The 21,975-nt window shown below is 65.9% G+C and carries 20 protein-coding genes; 7 read left to right on the top strand and 13 right to left on the bottom strand.

The annotated features are described in order from the left end of the window. The first annotated feature begins 53 nt into the window (after nt 1–53). Both QA639_RS00930 and coaA read left to right on the top strand, forming a co-directional pair. A complete protein-coding gene (locus QA639_RS00930; protein WP_028335793.1) occupies nt 54–377 on the top strand; it encodes a phosphoribosyl-ATP diphosphatase in 324 nt (107 codons plus the stop codon). A gap of 35 nt (nt 378–412) precedes the next feature. After that, nucleotides 413–1,369: a type I pantothenate kinase gene (gene coaA / locus QA639_RS00925; RefSeq protein ID WP_026192056.1), complete on the top strand. Its 957-nt coding sequence runs from the start codon at nt 413–415 to the stop codon at nt 1,367–1,369. Between the two features lie 169 nt (nt 1,370–1,538). On the opposite strand, the gene QA639_RS00920 is transcribed toward coaA, so the two are convergent. From QA639_RS00920 to QA639_RS00910, 3 genes are all read right to left on the bottom strand, one after another. After that, nucleotides 1,539–3,788 (bottom strand): PAS domain-containing hybrid sensor histidine kinase/response regulator, encoded by a 2,250-nt coding sequence (locus tag QA639_RS00920; protein WP_283088989.1) that lies wholly within the window; start codon nt 3,786–3,788, stop codon nt 1,539–1,541. Between the two features lie 103 nt (nt 3,789–3,891). Further along, nucleotides 3,892–4,413 (bottom strand): hypothetical protein, encoded by a 522-nt coding sequence (locus QA639_RS00915; RefSeq protein WP_050383502.1) that lies wholly within the window; start codon nt 4,411–4,413, stop codon nt 3,892–3,894. Between the two features lie 131 nt (nt 4,414–4,544). After that, on the bottom strand, nt 4,545–6,083 hold the full coding sequence (locus tag QA639_RS00910; protein ID WP_283088988.1) for a YifB family Mg chelatase-like AAA ATPase: 1,539 nt from the start codon (nt 6,081–6,083) through the stop codon (nt 4,545–4,547). 723 nt (nt 6,084–6,806) lie between these two features. Between QA639_RS00910 and QA639_RS00905 the strand changes: the two genes are divergently transcribed. Both QA639_RS00905 and fsrB read left to right on the top strand, forming a co-directional pair. Beyond that, nucleotides 6,807–8,798, top strand: coding sequence for a TonB-dependent siderophore receptor (locus QA639_RS00905; protein ID WP_283088987.1), 1,992 nt, complete (start codon nt 6,807–6,809; stop codon nt 8,796–8,798). A 27-nt stretch (nt 8,799–8,825) separates the two neighbouring features. After that, complete coding sequence (fsrB, locus tag QA639_RS00900) at nt 8,826–10,115, top strand: siderophore utilization protein FsrB (protein WP_283088986.1); 1,290 nt, start codon at nt 8,826–8,828, stop codon at nt 10,113–10,115. A 95-nt stretch (nt 10,116–10,210) separates the two neighbouring features. On the opposite strand, the gene QA639_RS00895 is transcribed toward fsrB, so the two are convergent. From QA639_RS00895 to rsmI, 4 genes are all read right to left on the bottom strand, one after another. After that, nucleotides 10,211–11,182 carry an MBL fold metallo-hydrolase gene (locus QA639_RS00895; protein WP_283088985.1) on the bottom strand — a complete coding sequence of 324 codons (972 nt, stop codon included), beginning with the start codon at nt 11,180–11,182 and terminating at the stop codon, nt 10,211–10,213. Between the two features lie 187 nt (nt 11,183–11,369). After that, nucleotides 11,370–12,317 (bottom strand): glutathione synthase, encoded by a 948-nt coding sequence (gene gshB / locus QA639_RS00890; RefSeq protein WP_283088984.1) that lies wholly within the window; start codon nt 12,315–12,317, stop codon nt 11,370–11,372. A 30-nt stretch (nt 12,318–12,347) separates the two neighbouring features. Beyond that, complete coding sequence (locus QA639_RS00885; protein ID WP_028335783.1) at nt 12,348–12,731, bottom strand: YraN family protein; 384 nt, start codon at nt 12,729–12,731, stop codon at nt 12,348–12,350. Then, nucleotides 12,718–13,671 (bottom strand): 16S rRNA (cytidine(1402)-2'-O)-methyltransferase, encoded by a 954-nt coding sequence (gene rsmI, locus QA639_RS00880; protein ID WP_283088983.1) that lies wholly within the window; start codon nt 13,669–13,671, stop codon nt 12,718–12,720. The genes QA639_RS00885 and rsmI overlap by 14 nt, the downstream gene beginning before the upstream one ends. 219 nt (nt 13,672–13,890) lie before the next feature. Between rsmI and QA639_RS00875 the strand changes: the two genes are divergently transcribed. Then, nucleotides 13,891–15,105, top strand: a complete 1,215-nt coding sequence (locus QA639_RS00875; protein ID WP_283088982.1) for a penicillin-binding protein activator — start codon at nt 13,891–13,893, stop codon at nt 15,103–15,105. Between the two features lie 192 nt (nt 15,106–15,297). On the opposite strand, the gene hemW is transcribed toward QA639_RS00875, so the two are convergent. The 3 genes from hemW to rph are packed head-to-tail and all read right to left on the bottom strand — an operon-like array spanning nt 15,298 to nt 17,802. Beyond that, nucleotides 15,298–16,455: a radical SAM family heme chaperone HemW gene (gene hemW, locus QA639_RS00870; protein WP_050383497.1), complete on the bottom strand. Its 1,158-nt coding sequence runs from the start codon at nt 16,453–16,455 to the stop codon at nt 15,298–15,300. Then, complete coding sequence (gene rdgB / locus QA639_RS00865; protein WP_283088981.1) at nt 16,442–17,077, bottom strand: RdgB/HAM1 family non-canonical purine NTP pyrophosphatase; 636 nt, start codon at nt 17,075–17,077, stop codon at nt 16,442–16,444. Before rdgB ends, hemW begins: the two co-directional genes overlap by 14 nt. A gap of 11 nt (nt 17,078–17,088) precedes the next feature. Next, the gene (gene rph, locus QA639_RS00860; protein ID WP_157342828.1) at nt 17,089–17,802 is read right to left on the bottom strand and encodes a ribonuclease PH; all 714 of its coding nucleotides are present in this window, start codon (nt 17,800–17,802) and stop codon (nt 17,089–17,091) included. Nucleotides 17,803–17,972: 170 nt separating this feature from the next. Between rph and hrcA the strand changes: the two genes are divergently transcribed. Both hrcA and grpE read left to right on the top strand, forming a co-directional pair. Next, nucleotides 17,973–19,061 carry a heat-inducible transcriptional repressor HrcA gene (gene hrcA / locus QA639_RS00855; RefSeq protein WP_016841498.1) on the top strand — a complete coding sequence of 363 codons (1,089 nt, stop codon included), beginning with the start codon at nt 17,973–17,975 and terminating at the stop codon, nt 19,059–19,061. A gap of 165 nt (nt 19,062–19,226) precedes the next feature. Then, the gene (gene grpE, locus QA639_RS00850; RefSeq protein WP_157342826.1) at nt 19,227–19,832 is read left to right on the top strand and encodes a nucleotide exchange factor GrpE; all 606 of its coding nucleotides are present in this window, start codon (nt 19,227–19,229) and stop codon (nt 19,830–19,832) included. A gap of 48 nt (nt 19,833–19,880) precedes the next feature. Here the strand turns inward: grpE and QA639_RS00845 are convergent, their stop codons facing one another. The 3 genes from QA639_RS00845 to pncA all read right to left on the bottom strand — a co-directional run bounded on the left by QA639_RS00845 (nt 19,881) and on the right by pncA (nt 21,962). Then, the gene (locus tag QA639_RS00845) at nt 19,881–20,306 is read right to left on the bottom strand and encodes a VOC family protein (RefSeq protein ID WP_283088980.1); all 426 of its coding nucleotides are present in this window, start codon (nt 20,304–20,306) and stop codon (nt 19,881–19,883) included. A 68-nt stretch (nt 20,307–20,374) separates the two neighbouring features. Next, the gene (locus QA639_RS00840) at nt 20,375–21,229 is read right to left on the bottom strand and encodes an AraC family transcriptional regulator (protein ID WP_283088979.1); all 855 of its coding nucleotides are present in this window, start codon (nt 21,227–21,229) and stop codon (nt 20,375–20,377) included. A gap of 22 nt (nt 21,230–21,251) precedes the next feature. After that, on the bottom strand, nt 21,252–21,962 hold the full coding sequence (gene pncA / locus QA639_RS00835) for a bifunctional nicotinamidase/pyrazinamidase (protein ID WP_038382697.1): 711 nt from the start codon (nt 21,960–21,962) through the stop codon (nt 21,252–21,254). Between the last annotated feature and the right edge of the window lie 13 nt (nt 21,963–21,975).

Raw genomic sequence — 21,975 nt, 5'->3', positions numbered from 1 at the left:
CACCTAAGGGATGGCACCCGTGCGGTGCCGCTGTGCATGCTTGAGTTGAGTTGATGTCGCGTTTCACGGTCCACGATCTGGCCGCCACCATCGACGCCCGCGCTGCAACGGGCGGTGAGGCGTCCTACACCCGCAAGCTGCTCGACAAGGGCGCGGAGCATTGCGCCAAGAAATTGGGCGAGGAAGCGGTCGAGACCGTGATCGCCGCGGTCGAGAATGACCGCGATCACCTCATCGCGGAAAGTGCCGATCTCGTGTTTCACCTGCTGGTTCTGTTGAAATCCCGCGGCGTGAGGCTGGAGGATGTTGAGGCCGCGCTGGAGAAGCGCACCTCGATGTCGGGACTGGAAGAGAAGGCGTCGCGCAAGCGCGACTAGCGCAAATGATCGAGCGCATCGAGAGGGGCGGCCTCATGGACATCCGGGCACCAGATCAACAGTACAACCCCTACCGCATCTTCACGCGCCAGCAATGGTCGCATCTGCGTGACGATACGCCGATGACGCTGGAGCCGGGCGAGTTCGACCGCCTGCGTTCGATGCACGATCGCCTCGATTTGCAGGAGGTCGAGGACATCTACCTTCCGCTGTCGCGGCTGCTCTCGATCTATGTCGATGCGACGCAGCGGCTATATTACTCGCAGCGTCAGTTCCTCAACATCCGCGACCGCAAGATGCCCTACATCGTGGGCGTCGCCGGATCGGTCGCGGTCGGCAAGTCGACCACCGCCCGCGTGCTGCAGGCGCTGCTGGCGCGCTGGTCGCCGCGGCCGAAGGTCGATCTGATCACGACCGACGGTTTCCTGTTTCCGAATGCGGTGCTCGAGCGGCAGGGCATCATGCAGAAGAAGGGCTTCCCGGAAAGCTACGACCTGCCGACGCTGCTGTCGTTCCTCAGCGACATCAAGGCGGGACGGCGTCGCGTGCGTGCGCCGGTCTATTCGCATCTGACCTACGACATCGTGCCGAACAAATGGGTCGAGATCGACCAGCCGGACATCCTGATCGTCGAGGGCGTCAACGTGCTGCAGACCGGGCGGCTGCCGCGCGACGGCAAAGCGGTGCCGTTCGTTTCCGACTTCTTTGATTTCTCGGTCTATATCGACGCCGACGAGGCCGTGCTGCGGGAGTGGTACATCAAGCGCTTCCTGGCGCTGCGCGACACCGCGTTCACCGATCCGAGGTCCTACTTCCACCGCTATGCGCCGCTGTCGGACGAGGAAGCAACGGCGACCGCGATCGCGATCTGGGAGCGTACCAACCTCGCCAATCTCGAGGACAACATCCTGCCGACCCGCCCGCGCGCCACGCTGATCCTGAAGAAGGGCGCCGACCACGTGGTGCAGTCGGTCGCGCTGCGCCGGCTGTAAGGTTTGATCCGCCAAAGCTGACCACATCAACGGCGTCGTCCCGGCGTAGGCCGGGACCCATACTCCGCGGCCCCTGCAAAAGGCACGCGGCGAGACGGTCGTTCACCAATTGGCATTCGTGGTTATGGGTCCCGGCCTTCGCCGGGACGACGCGGGGTTAGGTGGCGCACTACGCCGCGATATGCCGCGCGGCGGCGAGGCCCGCAAGCGCTTCTTCCAGCTTTTCGCGGTCGAGCGGCTTGATCAGAAAACCGTCCATGCCGGCTTCGAAGCAGGCATAGCGGTCCTCCACCAGGGTATTTGCCGTCAGTGCCAGGATCGGAGTCCGGCGGACGGATTGCGCCGCTTCATGGGCGCGGATCTGCTTGGTGGTCTCGATGCCGTTGAGGCGCGGCATCTGGATGTCCATCAGCACGAGATCATAGGGCGTGCCGGCTGAGGTCGCCGACAGCCAGGATTCCATTGCCTGCTCGCCGTTGGTGGTGATGACCACGTTATGGCCGAGCCGGGTGAGCAGCGAGCGCATCAACAGCGCGTTGATCTCATTGTCCTCGGCGACCAGGATCGAGAGCCCCTTGTCCGGCAACGCGGATGCGGGCGCAGTGGGTGCGGACTCGGCGGCCGCCTCGATCGCGAGGCTCGGCGCCGCGATTTCCGGCGATGCGGTCAGGCGCGCGGCGAGCGACGACGCGCGCAATGGCTTCACCAGGTAGCCGGTGAACATGGCTGACTCGGAGGCCGAAAGGTCCTGCCGCGTCGCCGGCGTGAACATCACGATGCGATGGGTTGCATGGAGGCGGGCGGCGTCGGCAAATGCCTCCATCGCCGGGGTGCCGAGCGTGTGGTCGATCAGGGCCGCATGCCAGCTCCGCTCTGGCAGCAGCGCCTCGGCGACGTTGGCATCCGACACGATGCAGGTCTGCGCGCCCCAGCGCTGCAACCGCCGCGAGATCAGCGAGACCTCGATGCTGTGCGGCGCCACCAGCATGATCGACTGTCCCGTCAAGTCGGGCGCGGCGAAGCCGCTGGCCTCGCCGGTATCGGCGGCGACGAGCGGGATTGACACCTCGAAGGTCGAGCCGGCGCCCGGCGTGCTTGCGAGCGTGATGCGGCCGCCCATCCGCTTGATGATGCGGTCGCTGATCGAAAGGCCGAGCCCGGTGCCGCCATAGCTGCGCGCGATCCGGTCGTCGGCCTGCTCGAACTCCCGAAATATACGCTGCTGCGCTTCCGGTGCGATGCCGATGCCGGTGTCGCGGACCAGGAAGCTGATCTCGTTCGGCCAGATGCCGGGCTCGACGATCAGCGCCACGCCACCGGTCGCGGTGAACTTGATGGCGTTGCCGGCGAGATTGAGCAGCACCTGACGCAGCCGCGCGGCGTCGCCGGTCACCTGCATCGGCAGCCGTTCGTCGACATAGGCGGCGATCTCGATGCCCTTGGTCTGCGCGCGCGGCGCCAGCAGCTCGGTGATGTCCTCGATCAGGCCGGACAGCGCGAACGCGCGGTGTTCGAGATCGATCTTGCCGGCCTCGATCTTGGAATAATCGAGCAACTCCTCGATCAGCGCGAGCAGCGCGTCGCCCGACGTCTTGACCGCCTTGACGTAGGTCATCTGCTCCGGCGTCAGCTGCGTATCCATCAGCAATCCGCTCATGCCGATGATGCCGTTCAGCGGAGTGCGGATCTCGTGGCTCGCCATCGCAAGAAAGCGCGACTTGGCGCGGTTGGCGGCGTCGGCCTGATCGCGCGCTTCGGTGAGCGCGCGCTCGCTCTCGGTGCGGTCGGTGACGTCGCGGCCGACGCTCTGCATCTCCGCGGGCGCGCCGGCATCGTTGCGCACGAGGCCCTCACGCCAGGCGATCCAGCGTGGCCCGAGCGGTCCCTCGATCTTCTGGTCGTAGACCCGCGTGCCGTTGGATTCGAGCGCGGTGTCGCCTTGCTCGAGCACCTTCAGCGTGGCGGTGCTGCCGATCAATTCGCTGCGGGGCCTCTGCGCCAGCTCGCAATAGGCATCGTTGGCATAGGTGATGAGCCCGTCGAGGTCGCGCAGCACGATCAGATCGTCCTGCGCCTCGAACAGGGTAGAGGCGCGCTGCTCGGCCTCCTGCAGTTCCCAGTTGCGGTCGGCCATCGCTTCATTGTGCATGGCGATGGTGCGCAGCCGCTTGCGCATCAGCCGCAGGCGGATGCCGAGCGTCACGATCCAGAGGCAGGCGAGCGCGAACAGGAAGCTGACCCCAATCGCGAATGCATTGGGATCGTAGCCGCTCTGTTGCGAGAGCGCGCCCGAAATGAACCCGAAGGCGCTGCCGAACGCGACGGAGAAGATCGTGAACGAGCGGACGATCGTCGCGACCCAGGAATGGCGCCGGAGGAAGCGGCGAAGGCGCAACTTGATCCGGAAGAAACGCCCCATCAATGGTGACCCTGAGACAGCTTGATCTGGCGCTGACGATGCGTCGGCCAGCTTGCAAAGTGCTTGAAGTTGGTGGCCATTTCGCGCTGCCCTCAGAACAAGGTTAGCGGGGGGTTAATTCCGCCATGACCCGGTTCGGGACGCGCGTGTCAGGTGCGGGCGATGCGGCTTCAAGGCGGCGGTGTCCGCCCCGGGCGCTGACGATCAGGGCCGCGGCATCGCGCACAGAGAACGTCTTCGACTGCACGAAGACACGGTAGTCGGACGGACCGTCATCATGCGTCAGATAGATGACGGAGCCGGTTGCCGAGGCATCGCTGGAAATCCCGATCAGCTGCGCCGCCGCGCTGCTCTCGCAGGCGCCGGCCTCGGCATCGTCGATGTCGTCGATCACGGTGAAGTCGGCGGCGTCGGCGCTGTCGGCGATCTGGACCCGGACGGTGGCTTGGCCGGGGTCGTCAGTGAAGCTGACGTGAAGTTGCGCCAGCCAGGGGACCGATGCGATCTGCATCGTGGCGCCGCCCACCTCGATGCAGGGCCGGGGGCCCGGCAGGAATTCGACGCGGGCAAGGACCGCGGCCACGGCAAGGGGGACCACCGAGGTCAAAATCTTCAAACGCAACATGACACAACTCGCTCGACCCAAGCTTGCCGCCGATCGCGGTGCTTATGGTTTGCGGAGCGTAAACAAAACTCGTTACCGCCGCGTTGACGCGGGGCATTGCGGCACGAATCGGGACGGGGCTGCGCTTCGGATCACGCGGCGCGGCGCACATCGTCGGCCAATGCACGATAGGACAGCGCTTCGGCAAGGTGCAGCCGGCCGATCGTCTCGGCGCCGTCGAGATCGGCAAGCGTGCGCGCCACCCGCAGCACGCGGTGATAGCCGCGCGCGGTGAGGTGCATGGTGTCGGCGGCCTCGCGCAGCAGCTTCTGCCCATGCGCGTCGGGCTGCGCGATGGTCTCGAGCAGCGAGCTCGGCGCTTCCGCATTGGTGCGGACATGCGGCATGTCGGCAGCCGCATAGCGAGCGAGCTGGATGTCGCGCGCGGCCGCGACGCGGGCGGCAACCTCGGCCGATCCTTCCGCCGGCGGCGGCAGGATCAAATCCGCCGCAGTCACGGCGGGCACCTCGATCCGCAGGTCGATGCGATCCATCAGCGGGCCGGAGATCCGCATCTGGTAGTCGGCGGTGCAGCGGTCGACAGGTGCGCGCTTGCAGGAATAACCGGGCTCATAGGCGTGGCCGCAACGGCACGGGTTCATGGCCGCGACCAGCATGAAGCGCGCCGGATAGGTGACGCGGTGGTTGGCCCGGCTCACCGATACCTCGCCGTTCTCCAGCGGCTGGCGCAGCGAATCCAGCACGCGCGGATCGAACTCCGGCAATTCGTCGAGGAACAGCACGCCCTGATGCGCCAGCGAGATCTCGCCCGGCTTGGCGCGCATGCCGCCGCCGGTCAGCGCGGCCATGCTGGCGGAATGATGCGGGCTGCGGAACGGGCGTCGCGCGGTCAAGGCGCCGTCACGGATCTCGCCGGCAACTGAGGCGATCATCGAGACTTCGAGCAGCTCCGACGGCGACAGCGGCGGCAGGATCGAGGGCAGTCGCGCCGCCAGCATCGATTTGCCGGCGCCGGGCGAGCCGATCATCAACAGATGATGACCGCCGGCGGCGGCGATCTCGAGCGCGCGTTTCGCGCTCTCCTGGCCCTTGATGTCACGCAGGTCGAGCAGCGCTTCCTCGCGCTCATGCACCTTCGGCTGCGGGCGCGACAGCACCTGCGTGCCCTTGAAGTGGTTGGCGATCTGGATCAGCGAGTGTGCCGCGATGATCTGGATGTCCGGACTGGCCCAGGCGGCTTCCGAGCCGCAGGCGGCCGGGCAGATCAATCCCTCGTCGCGCGAATTGGCGCCGATTGCCGCGGGCAGCACGCCCGCCACCGGCGCGATCGAGCCGTCGAGCCCGAGCTCGCCGAGCACGGTGAAGCCGTTCAGCGCATCCGGCGGGATCGCGCCGATCGCCGCCATCAGGCCGAGCGCGATCGGCAGGTCGTAATGGCTGCCCTCCTTGGGCAGGTCGGCGGGCGCGAGGTTGACGGTGATGCGGCGGGCAGGAAGCGCGAGGCCGGAGGCGATCAAGGCCGAACGCACGCGTTCGCGGGCTTCCGACACCGCCTTGTCGGGCAGGCCGACGATCGCGAATGCCGGCAAGCCCGGCGCGACCTGAACCTGCACGTCGACCGCGCGGGCCTCGATCCCCTCGAATGCGACGGTGGAAACGCGCTGGACCATGCTGCCCCTATTCTTCCGCAATCGAAGGTAGCGGAACCGGGCGGCAAGTGCAAGAACATTACAAGAACGTTCGCGGCGCCGAGGGCTGGTCGCCCGGTGCCAATTCACCGCGCGGCGCATTCGCTTCCGGCCGGCGCGGAAGCGTCAGGCGTCGCTCGCGATGACGCGCGCCTCGCGCGATCGAACACAACTCGCGTCGTCGACAACTGCAGGAATCATTTTCAAGAATCATTCCAGCACGACGGGCATCGCGCGCTTATTGTCGCAGCGTGTCGTCGATTTGCTTGCTGTTTCAGTGATCGCACACTGATCGCGCGCGCAGTCTCGATCTATTCCAACTGCCGAGGTCTGTACTCGCGAGCCCCGCGCTGTAGAGCCGGATCACAAATCCATCCAGGCTGACATCAGGGGCGCCTTCGCGTGATCGATCGACTTGCTTCGCATTCCACCCGTCAACATCCAGCGCTGCGAACGATCGGTCTGTGTACCGCTGCCGTCCTTGCCGCAGGTGTCACGACCGAACGCGCCGACGCGCAATCGGAACTGCCGCCGGTGAGCGTGGACGCGCCTCAGCAGCGCTCGATCACTGCGAATGCAAAACCGGTTCGTCGTCCGGTGACCGCACGCGCGAGCCGCGCCAATCGTGTGGCTCGATCCCAGCAGGCGACGCCGCCAGCGGCGGCACGTTCCGGTGCCGGCGCCGGTGAGCGAGCCGGCGGTCCGGTGGTTGGGTTCGTTGCCACGCGTTCGGGCTCGGCGACCAAGACCGACACGCCGCTGATCGAAATCCCGCAATCGATCTCGGTCGTCACGACGGACCAGATCAGGAACCAGGGTGCGGAATCGGTGGGCGCGGCATTGCGCTACACCGCCGGTGTCAGCGGCGACGTGAATGGCGGATCGGACACCCGCTTCGGCGGCCTGCAGATCCGCGGCTTCGACATGACGATGCCGGGACTCTATCTCGACGGCCTGCGGCTGCCGAGCAGCAACTATGTGCACTTCCTCGGGCTCGATCCGTACGGAGCCGAGCGTCTCGAGGTCCTGAAGGGGCCATCGTCGGCGATGTTCGGCGGCAGTGGCACCGGCGGCATCCTCAACTATGTCAGCAAGCTGCCGACTGCACGCGAGTTCGGGGAAGTGTCGCTGTCGGGCGGCAGCTTCAACCGCTATCAGGGCGAGTTCGATATCGGCGGCCGCGCCAACAAGGAAGGAACGGTGCTGTGGCGCCTGACCGGCGTCGCGCGCGATGGTGAGACCCAGGTCGACTACACCAAGGACAATCGCGTCTTCATCGCGCCCGCCGTCACCGTGAAGCCGAACGAGGACACCACGATCACCTTCCTCGCGAACTACCAGAAGGAACGCACCGGCTGGGGCCTGCAATTCCTGCCGCCGTCCGGCACCGTCTGGGCCAATAACGGCCGCTACATTCCGAATACGCGCTTCGTCGGCGAGCCCGGCTTCAACCAGTTCGACACCGAACAATCCTCGGTCGGCTACATGCTGTCGCACGACATCAACGACGCGCTGACCTTCCGCCAGAACCTGCGCTATTCGTGGATGCACAACGAGCAGAAGAGCTTCTACGGCACCGGCTATGCATCGGCGGCCGACGAGGCCGCGGGCCTGCTGTCGCGCGGCGGCGCCGGCGGCAGCTCGACGATCGATTCCTTCGCGGTCGACAACCAGCTGCAGGGCAAGTTCGTCACCGGCATGCTGAGCCACACGACGCTGTTCGGCGTCGATTACCGCAACACGTCGTTCCGCGACATGGCCTCGAGCTATAGCACCGGCAAGCTCAACGTCTTCGCGCCGGTCTATACCAACAGCTGGACTAACAACGGACCGTATGACGACACCGGCATCAAGCAGTCGCAGGCCGGCCTCTATCTGCAGGACCAGATCCGGCTCGGCCGGCTGTCGTTCCTGCTTGGCGGGCGGCAGGATTTCGCCACCACGGACCTCGACAACAATCTCGCGAAAACGTCGACCTCGACCGATGCCTCGGCATTCACCGGCCGCGCCGCCGTGATGTACAATTTCGACAACGGCATCGCGCCCTATTTCAGCTACTCGGAATCATTCCTGCCGGTGCTGAGCGTCAATGCCGCCGGCGAGCTGCTGAAGCCGGAAAGCGGCGTCCAGTACGAAGTCGGCGTCAAGTACCAGCCGGTCGGCATCAATGCGCTGATCACGCTGGCCGCCTTCGACCTGACCCGATCCAACGTCGTCACCTACGCCCCGCCGTTCTATTTCGCGGAGCAGACCGGCGAGGTCAAATCGCGCGGCGTCGAGCTCGAAGGCACCGCGACGCTTGTCGAGGGCGTCAACATCCGCGGCGGCTATGCCTATGTCGACGCGGTCGTCACCAAGGATCCCGTCAATGTCGGCAAGGCGCCGACCACCGTGCCGCTCAATCGCTTCTCGCTGTGGGGCGATTACACCGTTCAGGGCGGCCCGCTCGCCGGCGTCCAGTTCGGGGGCGGCGTCCGCTATGTCGGATCGACGTTCGGTGACGACGCCAACACCTTCAAGGTGCCGGCATCCACGGTCGTCGATGCGCTCGTCGCCTATACCAGGGACAATTATCGCCTTTCGCTCAACGTCACCAACCTCGCCGATACGCGCTACGTGGCAGCCTGCTACGGCAACACCAGCTGCTTCTACGCGGAGGGCCGCAAGGCGATCGCGAAGCTGACCTATCGCTGGTGATCAGCCAAATGACATGCTGAAATGCACATGAGATCCATCTTCGGACGACTGCATCGCTGGGCGGGTCTTCTCACCGCGGCCTTCCTGTTCTTCTCGGGCGTCACCGGCGCGATCATCTCGTGGGACCACGAGATCGACGATGTGCTCAACAGGAAGCTGTTCGAGGTGACGAGCTCCGGACCCGCGATCCCGTCGGTCGAGCTCGTCCGGCTGATCGAGCAGCGCGATCATCGCGCCCGCGTCGTCCACATGTTCATGACGGCGGAGAAAGACGAGTCGCTGTGGTTCTTCGTGCTGCCGCGGATCGATCCGGCGACCGGCACACGTTACACGCTCGACTATAACCAGGTCTTTCTGGATCCGAACACCGGCGTCGAGCTCGGACGCCGCTATTGGGGCGCGGTCTGGCCGGTGACCCGCGAAAACTTCGTCTCGTTCCTCTACAAGCTGCACTACACGATGCACATCCCCGAATTCTGGGGCAGCGATCGCTGGGGCATGCGCTTCCTCGGCATCATCGCCGTGATCTGGACGATCGATTGTTTCGTCGGCTTCTACCTGACCCTGCCGTCGCGGCGGCGTGCAAAGGCGGAACGGGCGTCGGCGATATCAGGCCGGCGCGGCAAGGGTTTCTGGACCCGCTGGGCGCCGGCCTGGAAGATCAAGACCTCAGGCAGCGCCTATCGAATCAATTTCGACATTCATCGCGCCTTCAGCCTGTGGACCTGGGCCTTGCTGTTCGTGATCGCATTCACGGCATTCTCGCTGAACCTCTTTTTCGAGGTGTTCTCGCCGTTGATGAAGACCGTGTCCAACTACACGCCGACACCCTACGAGCAGCGACCATACCGTCATCTCGACGATCCGATCGAGCCAAGGATGACCTATGCGGAGATCGCCACGCGGGCCGCGGCCGACGGCAAGGCCCGCGGCTGGACCACACCGATCGGTTCGATCAATTATGGTCCGGCCCACGGCGTCTATGCGGTCGCATTCTTCGAGCCGGGCGACGAACATGGCGCCGCGGGCGTCGGGCCGGCGCAGCTTTACTACGACAGCGAGGACGGCCGTCCGCTCGGCGAACGGCTGCCATGGGTCGGCACCGCGGCCGACGTGTTCGTGCAGATGCAGTTTCCGTTGCATTCCGGCCGGATCGCCGGCTTGCCCGGGCGCATCCTGATCTCGCTGATGGGATTGGTGGTCGCGGCGCTGTCGGTGACCGGCGTCGTGATCTGGTGGCGCAAACGTCGTGCGCGGATTGGCGCGCGAGAGACGATGCGCACTCGCTCCGAGAGCCGCCTTGCGCCGGCGGAATAGGCCGGGCGCCCCGTGGGCTCCTTACACCGGGCGACAAATGCATTCGGGAGCGGCGGCGGCCGCTCCCGAGGCGGTCCATCTTCGCAATCAGCCCGTCACAGGTTCATCTGCATCGGCTCTGGATAGTAGTGGAAGCCTTCGCCGATCTTGGCGACGTGGCCGTAGCCCGGCCAGGCGAAGTGATAGGACATCACGGCCGTCTTGTTCGCGGCCAGCATCTCCAGCAGCTTGACCCGCGACGCAGCCGCCTGCTTCGGATCGGTGTCGTAGGAGAATTCCATCCGCGGACGCTCCAGCAGCAGCACCGCGTGATGCGAGAGGTCGCCGAGGAACGCGAAGGATTTGCCGCCCGAGCTCACCATGAAGATGGTGTGGCCCACGGTGTGGCCGGGCGCTGCGATTGCCGTCACGCCGGGCAGGAATTCCTGACCGTCCTTGAAGAACACGATGCGGTCGCGCACCGGCAGCAGGTTCTTGCGGGCATGCACGATGAAATCCTTCAACGGGCTGCCCATCTTGCCTTCGTCGGTCCAGAACTCGAGATCGCTCTGGGCGATGTAGTACTGCGCATTCGGAAACAGCGGCTTGTCGTCGGCGCCGACAATGCCGCCGATATGATCGATATGCGCGTGCGACAGCACGACGGCGTCGATGTCCTCCGGCTTGATGCCGGCTTCCTTCATGCTCTTCTGCTGCCGGCCGGTGGTCGGACCGAAGGCCTTCGAGGTGCCCATGCCGGTATCGAACAGGATCAGCTTGTCGCCGGTGTTGACGATCGGCGAATTCTGCTCGAGCACGACATTGTCGGGCGAGAGGAAGTTGTCGGAGAGCATCTTCTTCACCTCCTCCTTCGGCACACCGGTGAAGGTGCCGGAGGGGTCGCCGAGCGGAAGCGGTCCGTCGGATACGACGGTCACTTCGGCTTCGCCGAGCATAAAGCGGTGCCAGTAGGGTGTCTGCGTGCCGAGCTTCGGCGCGCGTGCCTGTGCGGTGCCCCCGAGCAGGGTGCTGGCGCCGAGACCGGCACCGAGCGCGAGCAAGGATCGTCGTGAGACATTGAGCGTCATAACGTCTTCCTCCACAATTTTTATGATGTTTTCGCGTTGTTGCCCGCGCGTTGACCCGCCGCTTGACCTGACGCAGGCAAGAGGATGCTGCCCTCGCCCGCGCAAGCTGGCAAGAAGAATAAGGAGAACGCATGCGTGGTCGAACGCTGGCTGGATTTCAGCCGGCCGTGCGGCGCACAAGGAAGGGTTATCTGGCGGCGCGCTTCTTCTCGATGGTATCCCAGATCATCGCCGCGACGTCGGGGCCATTGAGCCGCTGGATTGCGCGGATGCCGGTCGGCGAGGTGACGTTGATCTCGGTGAGGTTGCCGTCGATCACGTCGATGCCGACAAACAGCAGGCCGCGTTCGCGCAGCGCAGGTCCGAGCGTGGCGCAGATCTCGCGCTCGCGATCGGAGAGCTCGGTCGCCGCGGCTGCGCCGCCACGGACCATGTTGGAGCGCAGATCGTCCGCCGCCGGCACGCGGTTGACGGCGCCAGCGAACTCGCCGTCGACCAGGATGATGCGCTTGTCGCCATGCTTCACCTCGGGGAGGAAGCGCTGGATCACCCAGGGCTCCTTGAACGTGACGGAGAACATGTCGAACAGCGAGCCGAAGTTCATGTCCTGCGGCATCACGCGGAAGACGGCGGCGCCGCCATGGCCGTGCAACGGCTTCATGACGACGGCGCCATGCTGGTCGCGGAATGCGTTGATCTCGTCGAGATCGCGCGAGATCAGGGTCGGCGGCATCAGCTGCGGGAAATTCATCACGAACAGCTTTTCCGGCGCGTTGCGCACGCTGGCCGGGTCGTTGACGACCAAGGTCTTCGGATGGATGCGCTCGAGGAAATGGGTCGAGGTGATGTAGGCGAGGTCGAACGGCGGATCCTGACGCAGCAGCACGACGTCGAAGCCGTTGAGCGCCTCGCGCTTCGGCTCGCCCAGCGTGAAGTGATTGCCGACCTCGTCGCGCACGGTGAGAGGCTGCACCGGCGCCACCAGCTCCTCGCCGCGCAGCGATAGCTTGTCGGGCGTGTAGTAGGAAATGCCGTGGCCGCGCTTCTGCGCCTCGAGCAGCAGCGCAAAGGTCGAATCGCCGCGAATATTGATGCGCACGATGGGATCCATCTGGACGGCGATCTTCAATTTCATAGGCATGTTCCGCGAGGTCTGAGGATAACGTTAAGGGCTTGCATCGAATGCCGCTAACAGATGGCGCGGCAGGCTCTTCGGCGCAATCAGCACGGCGTCGAATCTGAGCTCAAATTCGGCATGTTCGGGATGCGCCATCAGCCAGGCCTGGGCGGCATTGATGATGCGCAGCTGCTGGCGCGGCGTCACCGCATAGGCGGCGTCGTCGAGGCTGGCACGGGCCTTGACCTCGACGAAGGCCAGCAAATTGCGCCGGCGCACCACCAGGTCGATCTCCCCAAAGGGGGTACGGAAGCGTCGTGCAAGGATGCGATAGCCCTTGGCGATCAGAAGGGCTGCGGCGCGGCTCTCCGCCGAGATGCCGGTCCGGAACGCCGCGACGCGCTCGGGCGAGGCGCTGTCAGTCTTCGCCATTGCCGTCCCCGATGGTCTTCGCAAGCTCGAGGGCACGGGCATAGACCTCGCGGCGCGGCCGGCCCGACAGTTCGACCGCATGGGCGACCGCATCCTTGACGCTGCCGCGGGCGAGCTGCGCCCGCAGCAGATCGTCGAGCGTATCCTGGTCCATCACCCCGGCATCATCGGCCGGAGGTCCGATGACCAGCACGAACTCGCCGCGTGTTTCCAGCGCGTCCGCGCTTGCTGCCAGCTCGGCGACCGGCGCGCGCGTGATCTCCTCGTGCAGCTTGGTCAGCTCGCGGCAGATCGCGGCATCGCGGCCGGCCATGATCGCGGCCAGATCGCGCAGCGTGTCCTGTACGCGATTGCCCGATTCGAACATCACGAGCGTCGAATCGATCCTCGCCAGCTCGTTGAGCCGGGCGCGACGCGCGTGCTCCTTCGCGGGTAAAAATCCCTCGAAGAAAAACCGGTCGGTCGGCAATGCCGCGACCGACAGCGCCGTCAGCACCGATGATGGTCCCGGCACCGCGATGACGGCATGCCCGGCGGCGCAGACGTCGCGCACCAGCTTGAAGCCGGGATCGGAGATCAGCGGCGTGCCCGCGTCCGAGACCAGCGCGATCGCGGCGCCCTGCGCCAGGCGCTCCAGGATCTTGGGGCGGGCCTGGGCCGCATTATGCTCGTGGTAGAGCGCGAGCTCGGCGGCGATCGCATAACGCTCGGTCAGCCGGCGGGTGATCCTTGTGTCCTCGCAGGCGATGACGTCGACACCGGCCAGCGTTTCCAGCGCGCGCAGGGTGATGTCGGCGAGATTTCCGATCGGGGTCGCGACCAGATGGAGCCCGGGTGCCGCCCTTGGCGCGGCCAATTGCTGGCCGCCGATCGAAAAGGTTTTGGCCGCAGCGCCTGTTGTGGCATCCGAACTGTGGAGGGAACTGGCTTTTGCGCGCATAATGCCAATCTAGAGGGATGGCAGCGCTTGCGCCACATCCGCAAACGGCGGTGACGGAACGCTGCCTGACGGGGAAATGGAGGCCGCGGCAAGGGCGCCGCGGGGCCATAATCCTTTTGTTTTAGTTAACTATTCGCCGAGAATATGCCTGAATCCACCCGCCTCATCAGAGCTGGATGGAGTCCTGGCTGATCACGGTCGGCCAAGAGAAGAGAGACGATGGAAGGCCCGCATCACCGCAAGTCCCCGCCGTCGGGCACCACCCGGCGGACCGCGCTCGGCCTCATCGTGGGCGCGCCGTTGCTGACGGCCTGTTCCGGCGTGCAGCAGAGCTTGAGCCAGTTTTCCACCCCGTTCGGCGGCAACCAGGAAGGCGGTCCCGCCGGACCGCAGCAGCAGCCGCAGGCGGTCGGCACCGGGCAGGTCAAGATCGGCCTGATCCTGCCGCTGTCGGCTTCCGGCAATGCCGGGCTTGCCGCCCAGTCGATGCGGAACGCGGCCGAAATGGCGCTGGCGGAATTTCAGAACCCGAACATCCAGCTCCTGATCAAGGACGATGGCGGCAGCCCGCAGGGCGCATCGCAGGGTGCCCAGCAGGCACTGTCCGAAGGCGCCGAGATCATTCTGGGACCGCTGTTCGCAGGCTCGGTGCCGGCCGTCGCGCAACTGACGCGGCCGCGCGGAACCTCGGTGATCGCATTCTCCACCGATTCGAGCGTGGCCGGGCGCGGCGTCTATCTGCTGAGCTTCCTGCCGGAGTCCGATATCAACCGCATCGTCGACTACTCGGCGGGGATCGGAAAGCGCTCGTTCGCCGCGATGGTGCCGGACAATGCCTATGGCAACGTGGTCGAGGCCGCGTTCAAGCAGGCGGTCGGCCGCAAGAACGGCCGCGTCGTCGCATTCGAGAAATATGGCGCCGATCGCGCGACGCCGGCGCGAACCGTGGCGCAGGCGCTCGGCCAGGCCGATGCGCTGCTGATCGCCGACGATGGTGATTCGGTCGTCGCGACCGCCGATGCCTTGACCGCAGCCGGCGCCAACCTGCGCAACATCCAGCTGCTCGGCACCGGGCTGTGGGACAATCCGCGGGTGTTCGCGACCCCCGTCTTGCAGGGCGGCCTCTACGCCGCGCCCGATCCATCCGGCTTCCGCAGCTTCGCCGGCCGTTACCGCAGCAAATATGGCGGCGAGCCGGTGCGCACCGCGACGCTTGCCTATGATGCGGTGGCGCTGATGGCGGCGCTCGCACGCACGCAAGGCGCGCAGCGCTTTGCACCGGAGACGTTGACCAATCCGTCCGGCTTTGCCGGTATCGACGGTTTGTTCCGCTTCCGCTCCGACGGCACCAATGAGCGCGGCCTTGCGGTCATGAAGGTGGCCTCAGGCGGCAGCACGCCGGTCGCAGGCTCGCCGAAGAGTTTTGGCGCCTAATTTTCGTCGGGCGGTCAAGCTGCCTTGTCGAGCGCCGGCACCCGCCAGCTCCTTTGCATGGGGTTGTTTTCGATATTTTGGCAGCGTGCACCTAAAGCATGATCCGGAAAAGTGCGAAGCGGTTTTCCGAAAAGATCATGCTCAAACAAAGAGCTAAGGCGCGATGACGATTCAACCTAATCTCATCGCGCTTTAGGCGGCGAGATCCGCAACGACCGCGTCGAGCACCGGGAATCCCGACTTGGTCACGCGGAGCCGTCCGTCGGCGTCGACGGCGATCGCGCCTTCCTCGCGCAGCATCGCGATCCGGTGCGGGTCGAGCTGGCGGCCGGAGAGCTTCGCATAGCGCTTGGGATCGATGCCCTCGGCGAGCCGCAGCCCCATCAGCAGAAACTCGTCGGCGCGCTCTTCGCTGTTGAGGCTGTCATCGCTGACGACGCCGTGACCGCGCTCCTCGACGTTCAACAGCCAAGCCTCGGGGCGCCGCTCGGTTGCGGTCGCGTGCCTGACGCCATCGATGTCGAGCCTTCCATGTGCGCCGGGGCCGATGCCGGCATATTCCTCACCGCGCCAGTAGACGAGGTTGTGCTTGCACTCCGCGCCGGCGCGGGCGTGATTGGAGATCTCGTAGGCCGGCAATCCCTCGCGCGCGCAGACCTCCTGCGTCACGTCGTAGAGCGCGCGCGCGGTCGCCTCATCCGGCGTCTGCAATTTACCGGCGGCATGCAGTCCGAAGAACGGCGTGCCTTCCTCGATCGTGAGCTGGTAGAGCGACAGATGCTCGGCCGCTTCCGAGATCGCCTGCTTCAGTTCATCGGCCCACATCCGCGGCGTCTGGTCGGGGCGGGCATAGATCAGATCGAACGAGTAACGGTCGAACGCAGCGCGCGCGATCGTGACCGCGTCGAGCGCCTCGCGGGCGGTGTGCAGGCGGCCCAGCGCCTTCAACGAGGCGTCATCGAGCGCCTGCACGCCGAGCGAGACGCGGTTGACGCCGGCTGCGCGATAGCCGCGAAAGCGTGTCGCCTCGACGCTGGTCGGATTGGCCTCGAGCGTGACCTCGACATCGCGCGCCACCGTCCAGTGCTTGGCGATGGCATCGAGCACGGCACCGACGGTCTGCGGCTGCATCAGCGACGGCGTGCCGCCGCCGAGGAAGATCGAGGACACCTGACGCCCCGGCACGCGCGCGGCGGTCGTCTCGATCTCGCGGGCGAACGCGCGCACGAAACGCGCCTCGTCGACGGGCGCATGCCGCACGTGGCTGTTGAAATCACAATACGGGCATTTCGACAGGCAGAACGGCCAGTGCACGTAGACGCCGAAGGCTTCTCGGTCAGCGTGGCTCAAGGCAGATCTCCGCGAGCTTCACGAAGGCGCGGGCGCGATGCGACAGGCCGAGCCCGAGCGGCGGCAGGCCGTGCTTCTCGATGCTGGTCATCTCGCCGAAGGTCCGCGTGTAGCCATCCGGCAGGAAGGCCGGATCGTAGCCAAAGCCGGCAGTGCCACGCGGCGGCCAGACCAGGGCTCCATCGACGCGCGCCTCGACCTCCTCGAGATGATCGTCGGGCCAGGCCACGCACAACGCCGACACGAAGTGCGCCTTGCGCCGGTCCGGTGCGGTGGCGCCGCGTTCCTGCAGCAGCCGCTCGATCCGCGTCATCGCCGCCATGAAGTCCTTGCCCTCGCCGGCCCAGCGCGCCGAGTAGATCCCGGGCGCGCCGTCGAGCGCGTCGACCACGAGGCCGGAATCGTCGGCGAAGGCGGGCAGTCCGGTCGCCTTCGCAGCCGCGATCGCCTTGATCGCCGCGTTGGCGCGAAAATTGTCGCCGGTCTCCTCGGGCTCGGCGAGATCGAGCTCGCCGGCCGACACCGCCTCCACGCCGTGCGGCGCCAGCAGTTCCCGCATCTCGGCAAGCTTGCCGGGATTATGGGTGGCGATGACGAGCCTTCCGGTGATTCGGCGGTGCATGGCCAATCTGACTACGCCACCGCGATCTTTTGCAAGTCGACCAGACGCGCGACACCTTTGCGCGCCAGCGCCATCAGCGCCAGGAATTCGCCTTCCGAGAATGGCGTCTTCTCGGCGGTGCCCTGCACCTCGATGATCCGGCCGTCACCGGTCATGACGAAATTGGCGTCGGTGTCGGCTTCGGAATCCTCGGCATAGTCGAGATCGAGCACCGGCGTGCCCTGGTAGATGCCGCAGGAGATCGCCGCCACATTGTCGCGCAACACATTGGCCTTCAGCATGTTGCGGGTCTTCATCCAGTTGATGCAGTCGGCCAGCGCCACCCAGGCACCGGTGATCGAGGCGGTCCGGGTGCCGCCGTCGGCCTGGATGACGTCGCAATCGACCGTGATCTGGCGTTCGCCGAGCGCCTCGAGATCGACCGCCGCGCGCAGCGAGCGGCCGATCAGCCGCTGGATCTCGACCGTCCGGCCGCCCTGCTTGCCGGCCGAGGCCTCGCGGCGGGTGCGTTCCAGGGTGGCACGCGGCAGCATGCCGTATTCGGCGGTGACCCAGCCGCGGCCCTGTCCCTTCAGCCACGGCGGCAACCGCTCTTCCAGCGTGGCGGTCACCAGCACATGGGTGTCGCCGAACTTCACCATGCAGGAACCCTCGGCATATTTGACGACGCCGCGTTCCAGCGACACGGGACGCAGTTCATCGGGTGCACGGCGGCTTGGCCGCATGAAATCCTCCAGAAATCCGAGAAAATTGGCTGGCCGTGCTTGTAGGAGCGGGAAGGGGCAGCGGCAAGGGTTTTCGGCCCCGGTATGGTCCGGTACGAGGGGGCCGAATGCATGCTTGTCATCGGCCTCCCGGATCGACAAATTATGCAGTAATTGTGAGGGACTGGAGTGTGACTCACCACGATCCGATTGGCCTGATCGCGCCGCATGCCGGGCTCGCCCAGCTCAATGAGCGTTCGCGCGACATTTTTCGTCAAATCGTCGAAAGCTACCTCGCGACCGGCGAGCCGGTCGGTTCGCGCAACATTTCACGCCTGATCGCATTACCGCTGTCGCCGGCCTCGGTCCGCAATGTGATGTCGGATCTCGAGCAGCTCGGCCTGATCTATGCGCCGCACACCTCCGCCGGCCGGTTGCCGACCGAACTCGGGCTGCGCTTCTTCGTCGACGCGCTGATGCAGGTCGGCGACCTCACCGAGGCCGAGCGTCAATCGATCCAGACCCAGCTTGCGGCCGTCGGACGCGCGCAATCCGTCGAGGCCGCGCTTGGCGAAGCCTTGACGCGCCTGTCGGGACTGACCCGCGCCGCGGCGGTGGTGCTGACGCAAAAGTCGAATGCGCGGCTGAAGCACATCGAGTTCGTGCGGCTCGAGCCGGAGAAGGCGCTGGTCGTGCTGGTCGGCGAAGACGGCCAGGTCGAAAACCGCGTGCTGGCGCTGCCGCCGGGGGTTCCATCCTCGGCCCTGACCGAAGCAACCAACTTCCTCAATGCGCGGATCCGCGGCCGGACGCTGGCTGAAGCGCGGCTTGAGCTCGAGACGGCATTGACGCAAAACCGCGCCGAGCTCGATCAGCTCACGCAAAAGGTGGTCGCGGCGGGCATCGCGAGCTGGTCCGGCGGCGAGAACGAGGACCGCCAGCTGATCGTGCGCGGTCACGCCAATCTGCTCGAGGACCTGCATGCGCTCGACGACCTCGAGCGCATCAAGTCGCTGTTCGACGATCTCGAAACCAAGCGCGGCGTGATCGATCTGCTCGGCCGCGCCGAACGCGGCGAGGGCGTGCGGATCTTCATCGGCTCGGAGAACAAGCTGTTCTCGCTGTCGGGTTCCTCGACCATCATCGCGCCGTACGGCGACGCCCAGGGGCGGATCGTGGGCGTCCTCGGCGTGATCGGACCGACGCGGCTGAACTATGCGCGGGTGATCCCGACCGTCGATTATGCCGCGCGCATCGTCAGCAAGATGCTGGGCGGCTGACCGGAGGGCGATTTCGCTTTCATTTGACGGGTTTTCTTCACCCAAGCCGGAGATCCCAGTTCCCGAGACCGGTATGTTGCGCTTGATTTTCGCCGCCCAAAGCACGATATCCCGGCAAGCAATCCCCAAGATTTGAACCGACGCGAGTTTTCGAGAAGGCAAGCCATGACCGATCCGAACCGGGCCAATGACAACACCGAGAATTCGGCGCCGACGGGTGAACCCGTGGTCTCGAAGCCCTACATCATGCCTGACGAGCCCGAGGCCGGATCGGCCGAGGCGCTGATCAAGGAACTCGCCGAGGCGAAGGACCGGACGCTGCGCACGCTGGCCGAGATGGAGAACCTCCGTCAGCGCACCCGCCGCGAGGTCAGCGACGCCAAGACCTACGGCATCACCGGCTTTGCCCGCGACGTGCTCGATATCGCCGACAACCTGCAGCGCGCGCTCGACGCTGTGCCGGCCGAGACGAAGGAGGCCGCCGATCCCGGCCTGAAGGCGCTGATCGAAGGCGTCGAGCTGACCGAACGTTCGCTGCTCAACGCGCTGGAGAAGAACGGCGTCAAGAAGTTCGACCCGATCGGCGAGAAGTTCGATCCGAACTTCCAGCAGGCGATGTTCGAGGTGCCTGATCCGTCGGTGCCGTCGGGCACCGTAGTGCAGGTCGTGCAGGCCGGTTACATGATCGGCGAGCGCATCCTGCGTCCGGCCCTGGTCGGCGTCTCCAAGGGCGGCGCCAAGGCCGCCCCGACCGCCGACATCACCGCCTGATCCGTCCGATCCCGGCTGCCCGTTTGTGAGCTCGCGGATTGCGCGGGCTCACGGTCGCGGCTTCTCGTGTGCCTTCGGACAATAGGTGCCGAAGCTCCAGAGATTGCCTTCCGGATCGCGACAGGCGAAGTCGCGGCTGCCATAGTCGGTGTCTCGCAGTTCCATCTCGATCTTGGCGCCGGCAGCCTTGACCTTCGCGTGCAGCGCGTCGGGATCGTCGATGGCGATATAGATCGAGTCGGTGCGGCGGTGGTCGAGGTCGCCGACCAGCCTGCCATATGCGTCGTCACGGCTCTGGCCCAGCATCAGCATCGAGGAACCGTAAGCGAGCTCGGCGTGATGGATCACGCCGCCATCGCGGTAGACGACGTGTTCGCTGAACCCAAGCACTGTCGTGAGCCAATTGGTCATCGCCTCGGCGTCCTTGCAGCGCAGGGTCGGGTAGATGCGGGGCGGTTCGATGTCGTGCGTCATGGTCGCTCACCTCCTTGGCTGACGGCGCCATCCTGCACGAGGCAACGCGGCGTTGGCTTGAAGGTTTGTTACCAGTCAGCCAGCCCATCGCCGGCGTGAACCAGCCGGCGGTCGGTCAGCGCCTGGCGGCGCGCCCAGGCGGTTGGCGGTTCGCCTGCGAACTCGACGAACTCGCGGGCGAGATGGGCCTGGTCGGCATAGCCGCTTTCCGCCGCGATCCCCGCCCAGCCAAGCGCTGCGCCGCTTTGTGCCAGCCGGCTCGCCCGGTGAAACCGCATCATGCGCGCCAGCGATTTGGGGGCGAGGCCGAGTTCGGACCGAAACCGGCCGGCCAGATGCTTGCGGCTCCAGCCGATCTCGTCGGCCAATGCCGTGATGCTGATAGTGCCGGCCGCCCGCGCCAGTTTTCGATAGACGAACGCGACTTCGGGAGACGGCATGTGGCCGGCGCGGCGCAGCACGAACGCCTCGATCAGGTCGAAGCGGCGCTGCCAGCACGTCACGGCGCCGAGTTGCTCGCGCAGACGACGGCCATCATGGCCGAGCACATCGTCGATATCGACCATGCGCCCGACCAGGTCGGTCACGGCGGCGCCGAAGAAGCCGTAGGCGCCGAGCGGAGTGAAATCGACCTGCACGCAGGCGGCGTGGCCGTCGGACTCGATGTAGACAGGCCCGGCATGCAGGCCGGCGGCGAAGCTGAGCTGACGATCGGCCGCGCCGGGCTCGCGCGAGAGCGCGATCAGGAACGGCGAGCCGAAACTGATGATCAGCGGGACGATCAGCGGCGCGGTCTGTCGTTGTGCGAACCGGCCGGTTGCGGTCTCGCGATAACCGGTGATCCGGACGATCAGGCCCGCCAGGCGCGGCGATGGCAGGCGCTGCGCGAGATCGAATGCAAGGGGTGACGCAGACTCGGCCATGCGGATCTCGCGAGGCAGCGTCCTACGCGATATCCGAGGACTGGATGCGCTTGACGCCGGCCTTGGCCATGTCGTCCCAGGCCTTGGCGAGCGATCCCTGCGTGTCGATGCCGCGGCAGGCATCTTCCACCACATAGGTCTCGAAGCCGGCCTTGCGCGCATCGAGCGCGGTCCATGCCACGCAGAAATCGGTGGCGAGCCCGGCCACGAAAACCCGCTCGACATTGCGCGCCTTCAGATAGGCGGCGAGCCCGGTGGTGGTCTTGCCGTCGGCCTCGGTGAAGGCGGAGTAGCTGTCGACGTCCTTGTGAAACCCCTTGCGGATGATCAGCTCGGCCTGCGGGATCGCGAGTTCCTTCGACAGCGAGGCGCCGTCGGTGCCCTGCACGCAGTGGTCGGGCCACAGCACCTGCTTGCCATAGGCAAGGTCGACGGTCTCGAACGGCTTCTTGCCGGAATGGGTCGAGGCAAAGGAGATGTGTCCGGGCGTGTGCCAGTCCTGCGTCATCACCACATTGGCAAAGCTCTTGGCGATCCGGTTGATCACCGGCACCACCTGCTCGCCGTCCTTCACCGCGAGGCTGCCGCCGGGCAGGAAGCAGTTCTGGACGTCGATCACGAGCAGCGCGGAGCCGTCGTCGGGCTTGATCGCAGCCGCCCAGAGATGTTTTGGAACCAGCGCGGCAAGCGCCAGCGTACCGAGCCCTGCAACGACCTGTCGTCGATCCAACATCGCCGCCCCTCCT

It is taken from the genome of Bradyrhizobium pachyrhizi (assembly GCF_029714545.1).
Lineage (GTDB): Bacteria > Pseudomonadota > Alphaproteobacteria > Rhizobiales > Xanthobacteraceae > Bradyrhizobium > Bradyrhizobium pachyrhizi.
The sequence above is the reverse complement of the archived record's forward strand: the minus strand, read 5'-3'. Positions and strand labels throughout refer to the sequence as shown.

Bases quoted from the DNA above. Each gene is read 5' to 3' on its own strand.
- QA639_RS00915 (WP_050383502.1), bottom strand. From the start codon at position 4,413: ATGTTGCGTTTGAAGATTTTGACCTCGGTGGTCCCCCTTGCCGTGGCC.
- QA639_RS00845 (WP_283088980.1), bottom strand. From the start codon at position 20,306: ATGACGCACGACATCGAACCGCCCCGCATCTACCCGACCCTGCGCTGC.
- QA639_RS00885 (WP_028335783.1), bottom strand. From the start codon at position 12,731: ATGGCGAAGACTGACAGCGCCTCGCCCGAGCGCGTCGCGGCGTTCCGG.
- QA639_RS00910 (WP_283088988.1), bottom strand. From the start codon at position 6,083: ATGGTCCAGCGCGTTTCCACCGTCGCATTCGAGGGGATCGAGGCCCGC.
- rph (WP_157342828.1), bottom strand. From the start codon at position 17,802: ATGCGGCCAAGCCGCCGTGCACCCGATGAACTGCGTCCCGTGTCGCTG.
- QA639_RS00840 (WP_283088979.1), bottom strand. From the start codon at position 21,229: ATGGCCGAGTCTGCGTCACCCCTTGCATTCGATCTCGCGCAGCGCCTG.
- pncA (WP_038382697.1), bottom strand. From the start codon at position 21,962: ATGTTGGATCGACGACAGGTCGTTGCAGGGCTCGGTACGCTGGCGCTT.
- rdgB (WP_283088981.1), bottom strand. From the start codon at position 17,077: ATGCACCGCCGAATCACCGGAAGGCTCGTCATCGCCACCCATAATCCC.
- grpE (WP_157342826.1), top strand. From the start codon at position 19,227: ATGACCGATCCGAACCGGGCCAATGACAACACCGAGAATTCGGCGCCG.
- coaA (WP_026192056.1), top strand. From the start codon at position 413: ATGGACATCCGGGCACCAGATCAACAGTACAACCCCTACCGCATCTTC.
- fsrB (WP_283088986.1), top strand. From the start codon at position 8,826: ATGAGATCCATCTTCGGACGACTGCATCGCTGGGCGGGTCTTCTCACC.
- rsmI (WP_283088983.1), bottom strand. From the start codon at position 13,671: ATGCGCGCAAAAGCCAGTTCCCTCCACAGTTCGGATGCCACAACAGGC.
- QA639_RS00930 (WP_028335793.1), top strand. From the start codon at position 54: ATGTCGCGTTTCACGGTCCACGATCTGGCCGCCACCATCGACGCCCGC.
- QA639_RS00920 (WP_283088989.1), bottom strand. From the start codon at position 3,788: ATGGGGCGTTTCTTCCGGATCAAGTTGCGCCTTCGCCGCTTCCTCCGG.
- QA639_RS00875 (WP_283088982.1), top strand. From the start codon at position 13,891: ATGGAAGGCCCGCATCACCGCAAGTCCCCGCCGTCGGGCACCACCCGG.
- gshB (WP_283088984.1), bottom strand. From the start codon at position 12,317: ATGAAATTGAAGATCGCCGTCCAGATGGATCCCATCGTGCGCATCAAT.
- QA639_RS00895 (WP_283088985.1), bottom strand. From the start codon at position 11,182: ATGACGCTCAATGTCTCACGACGATCCTTGCTCGCGCTCGGTGCCGGT.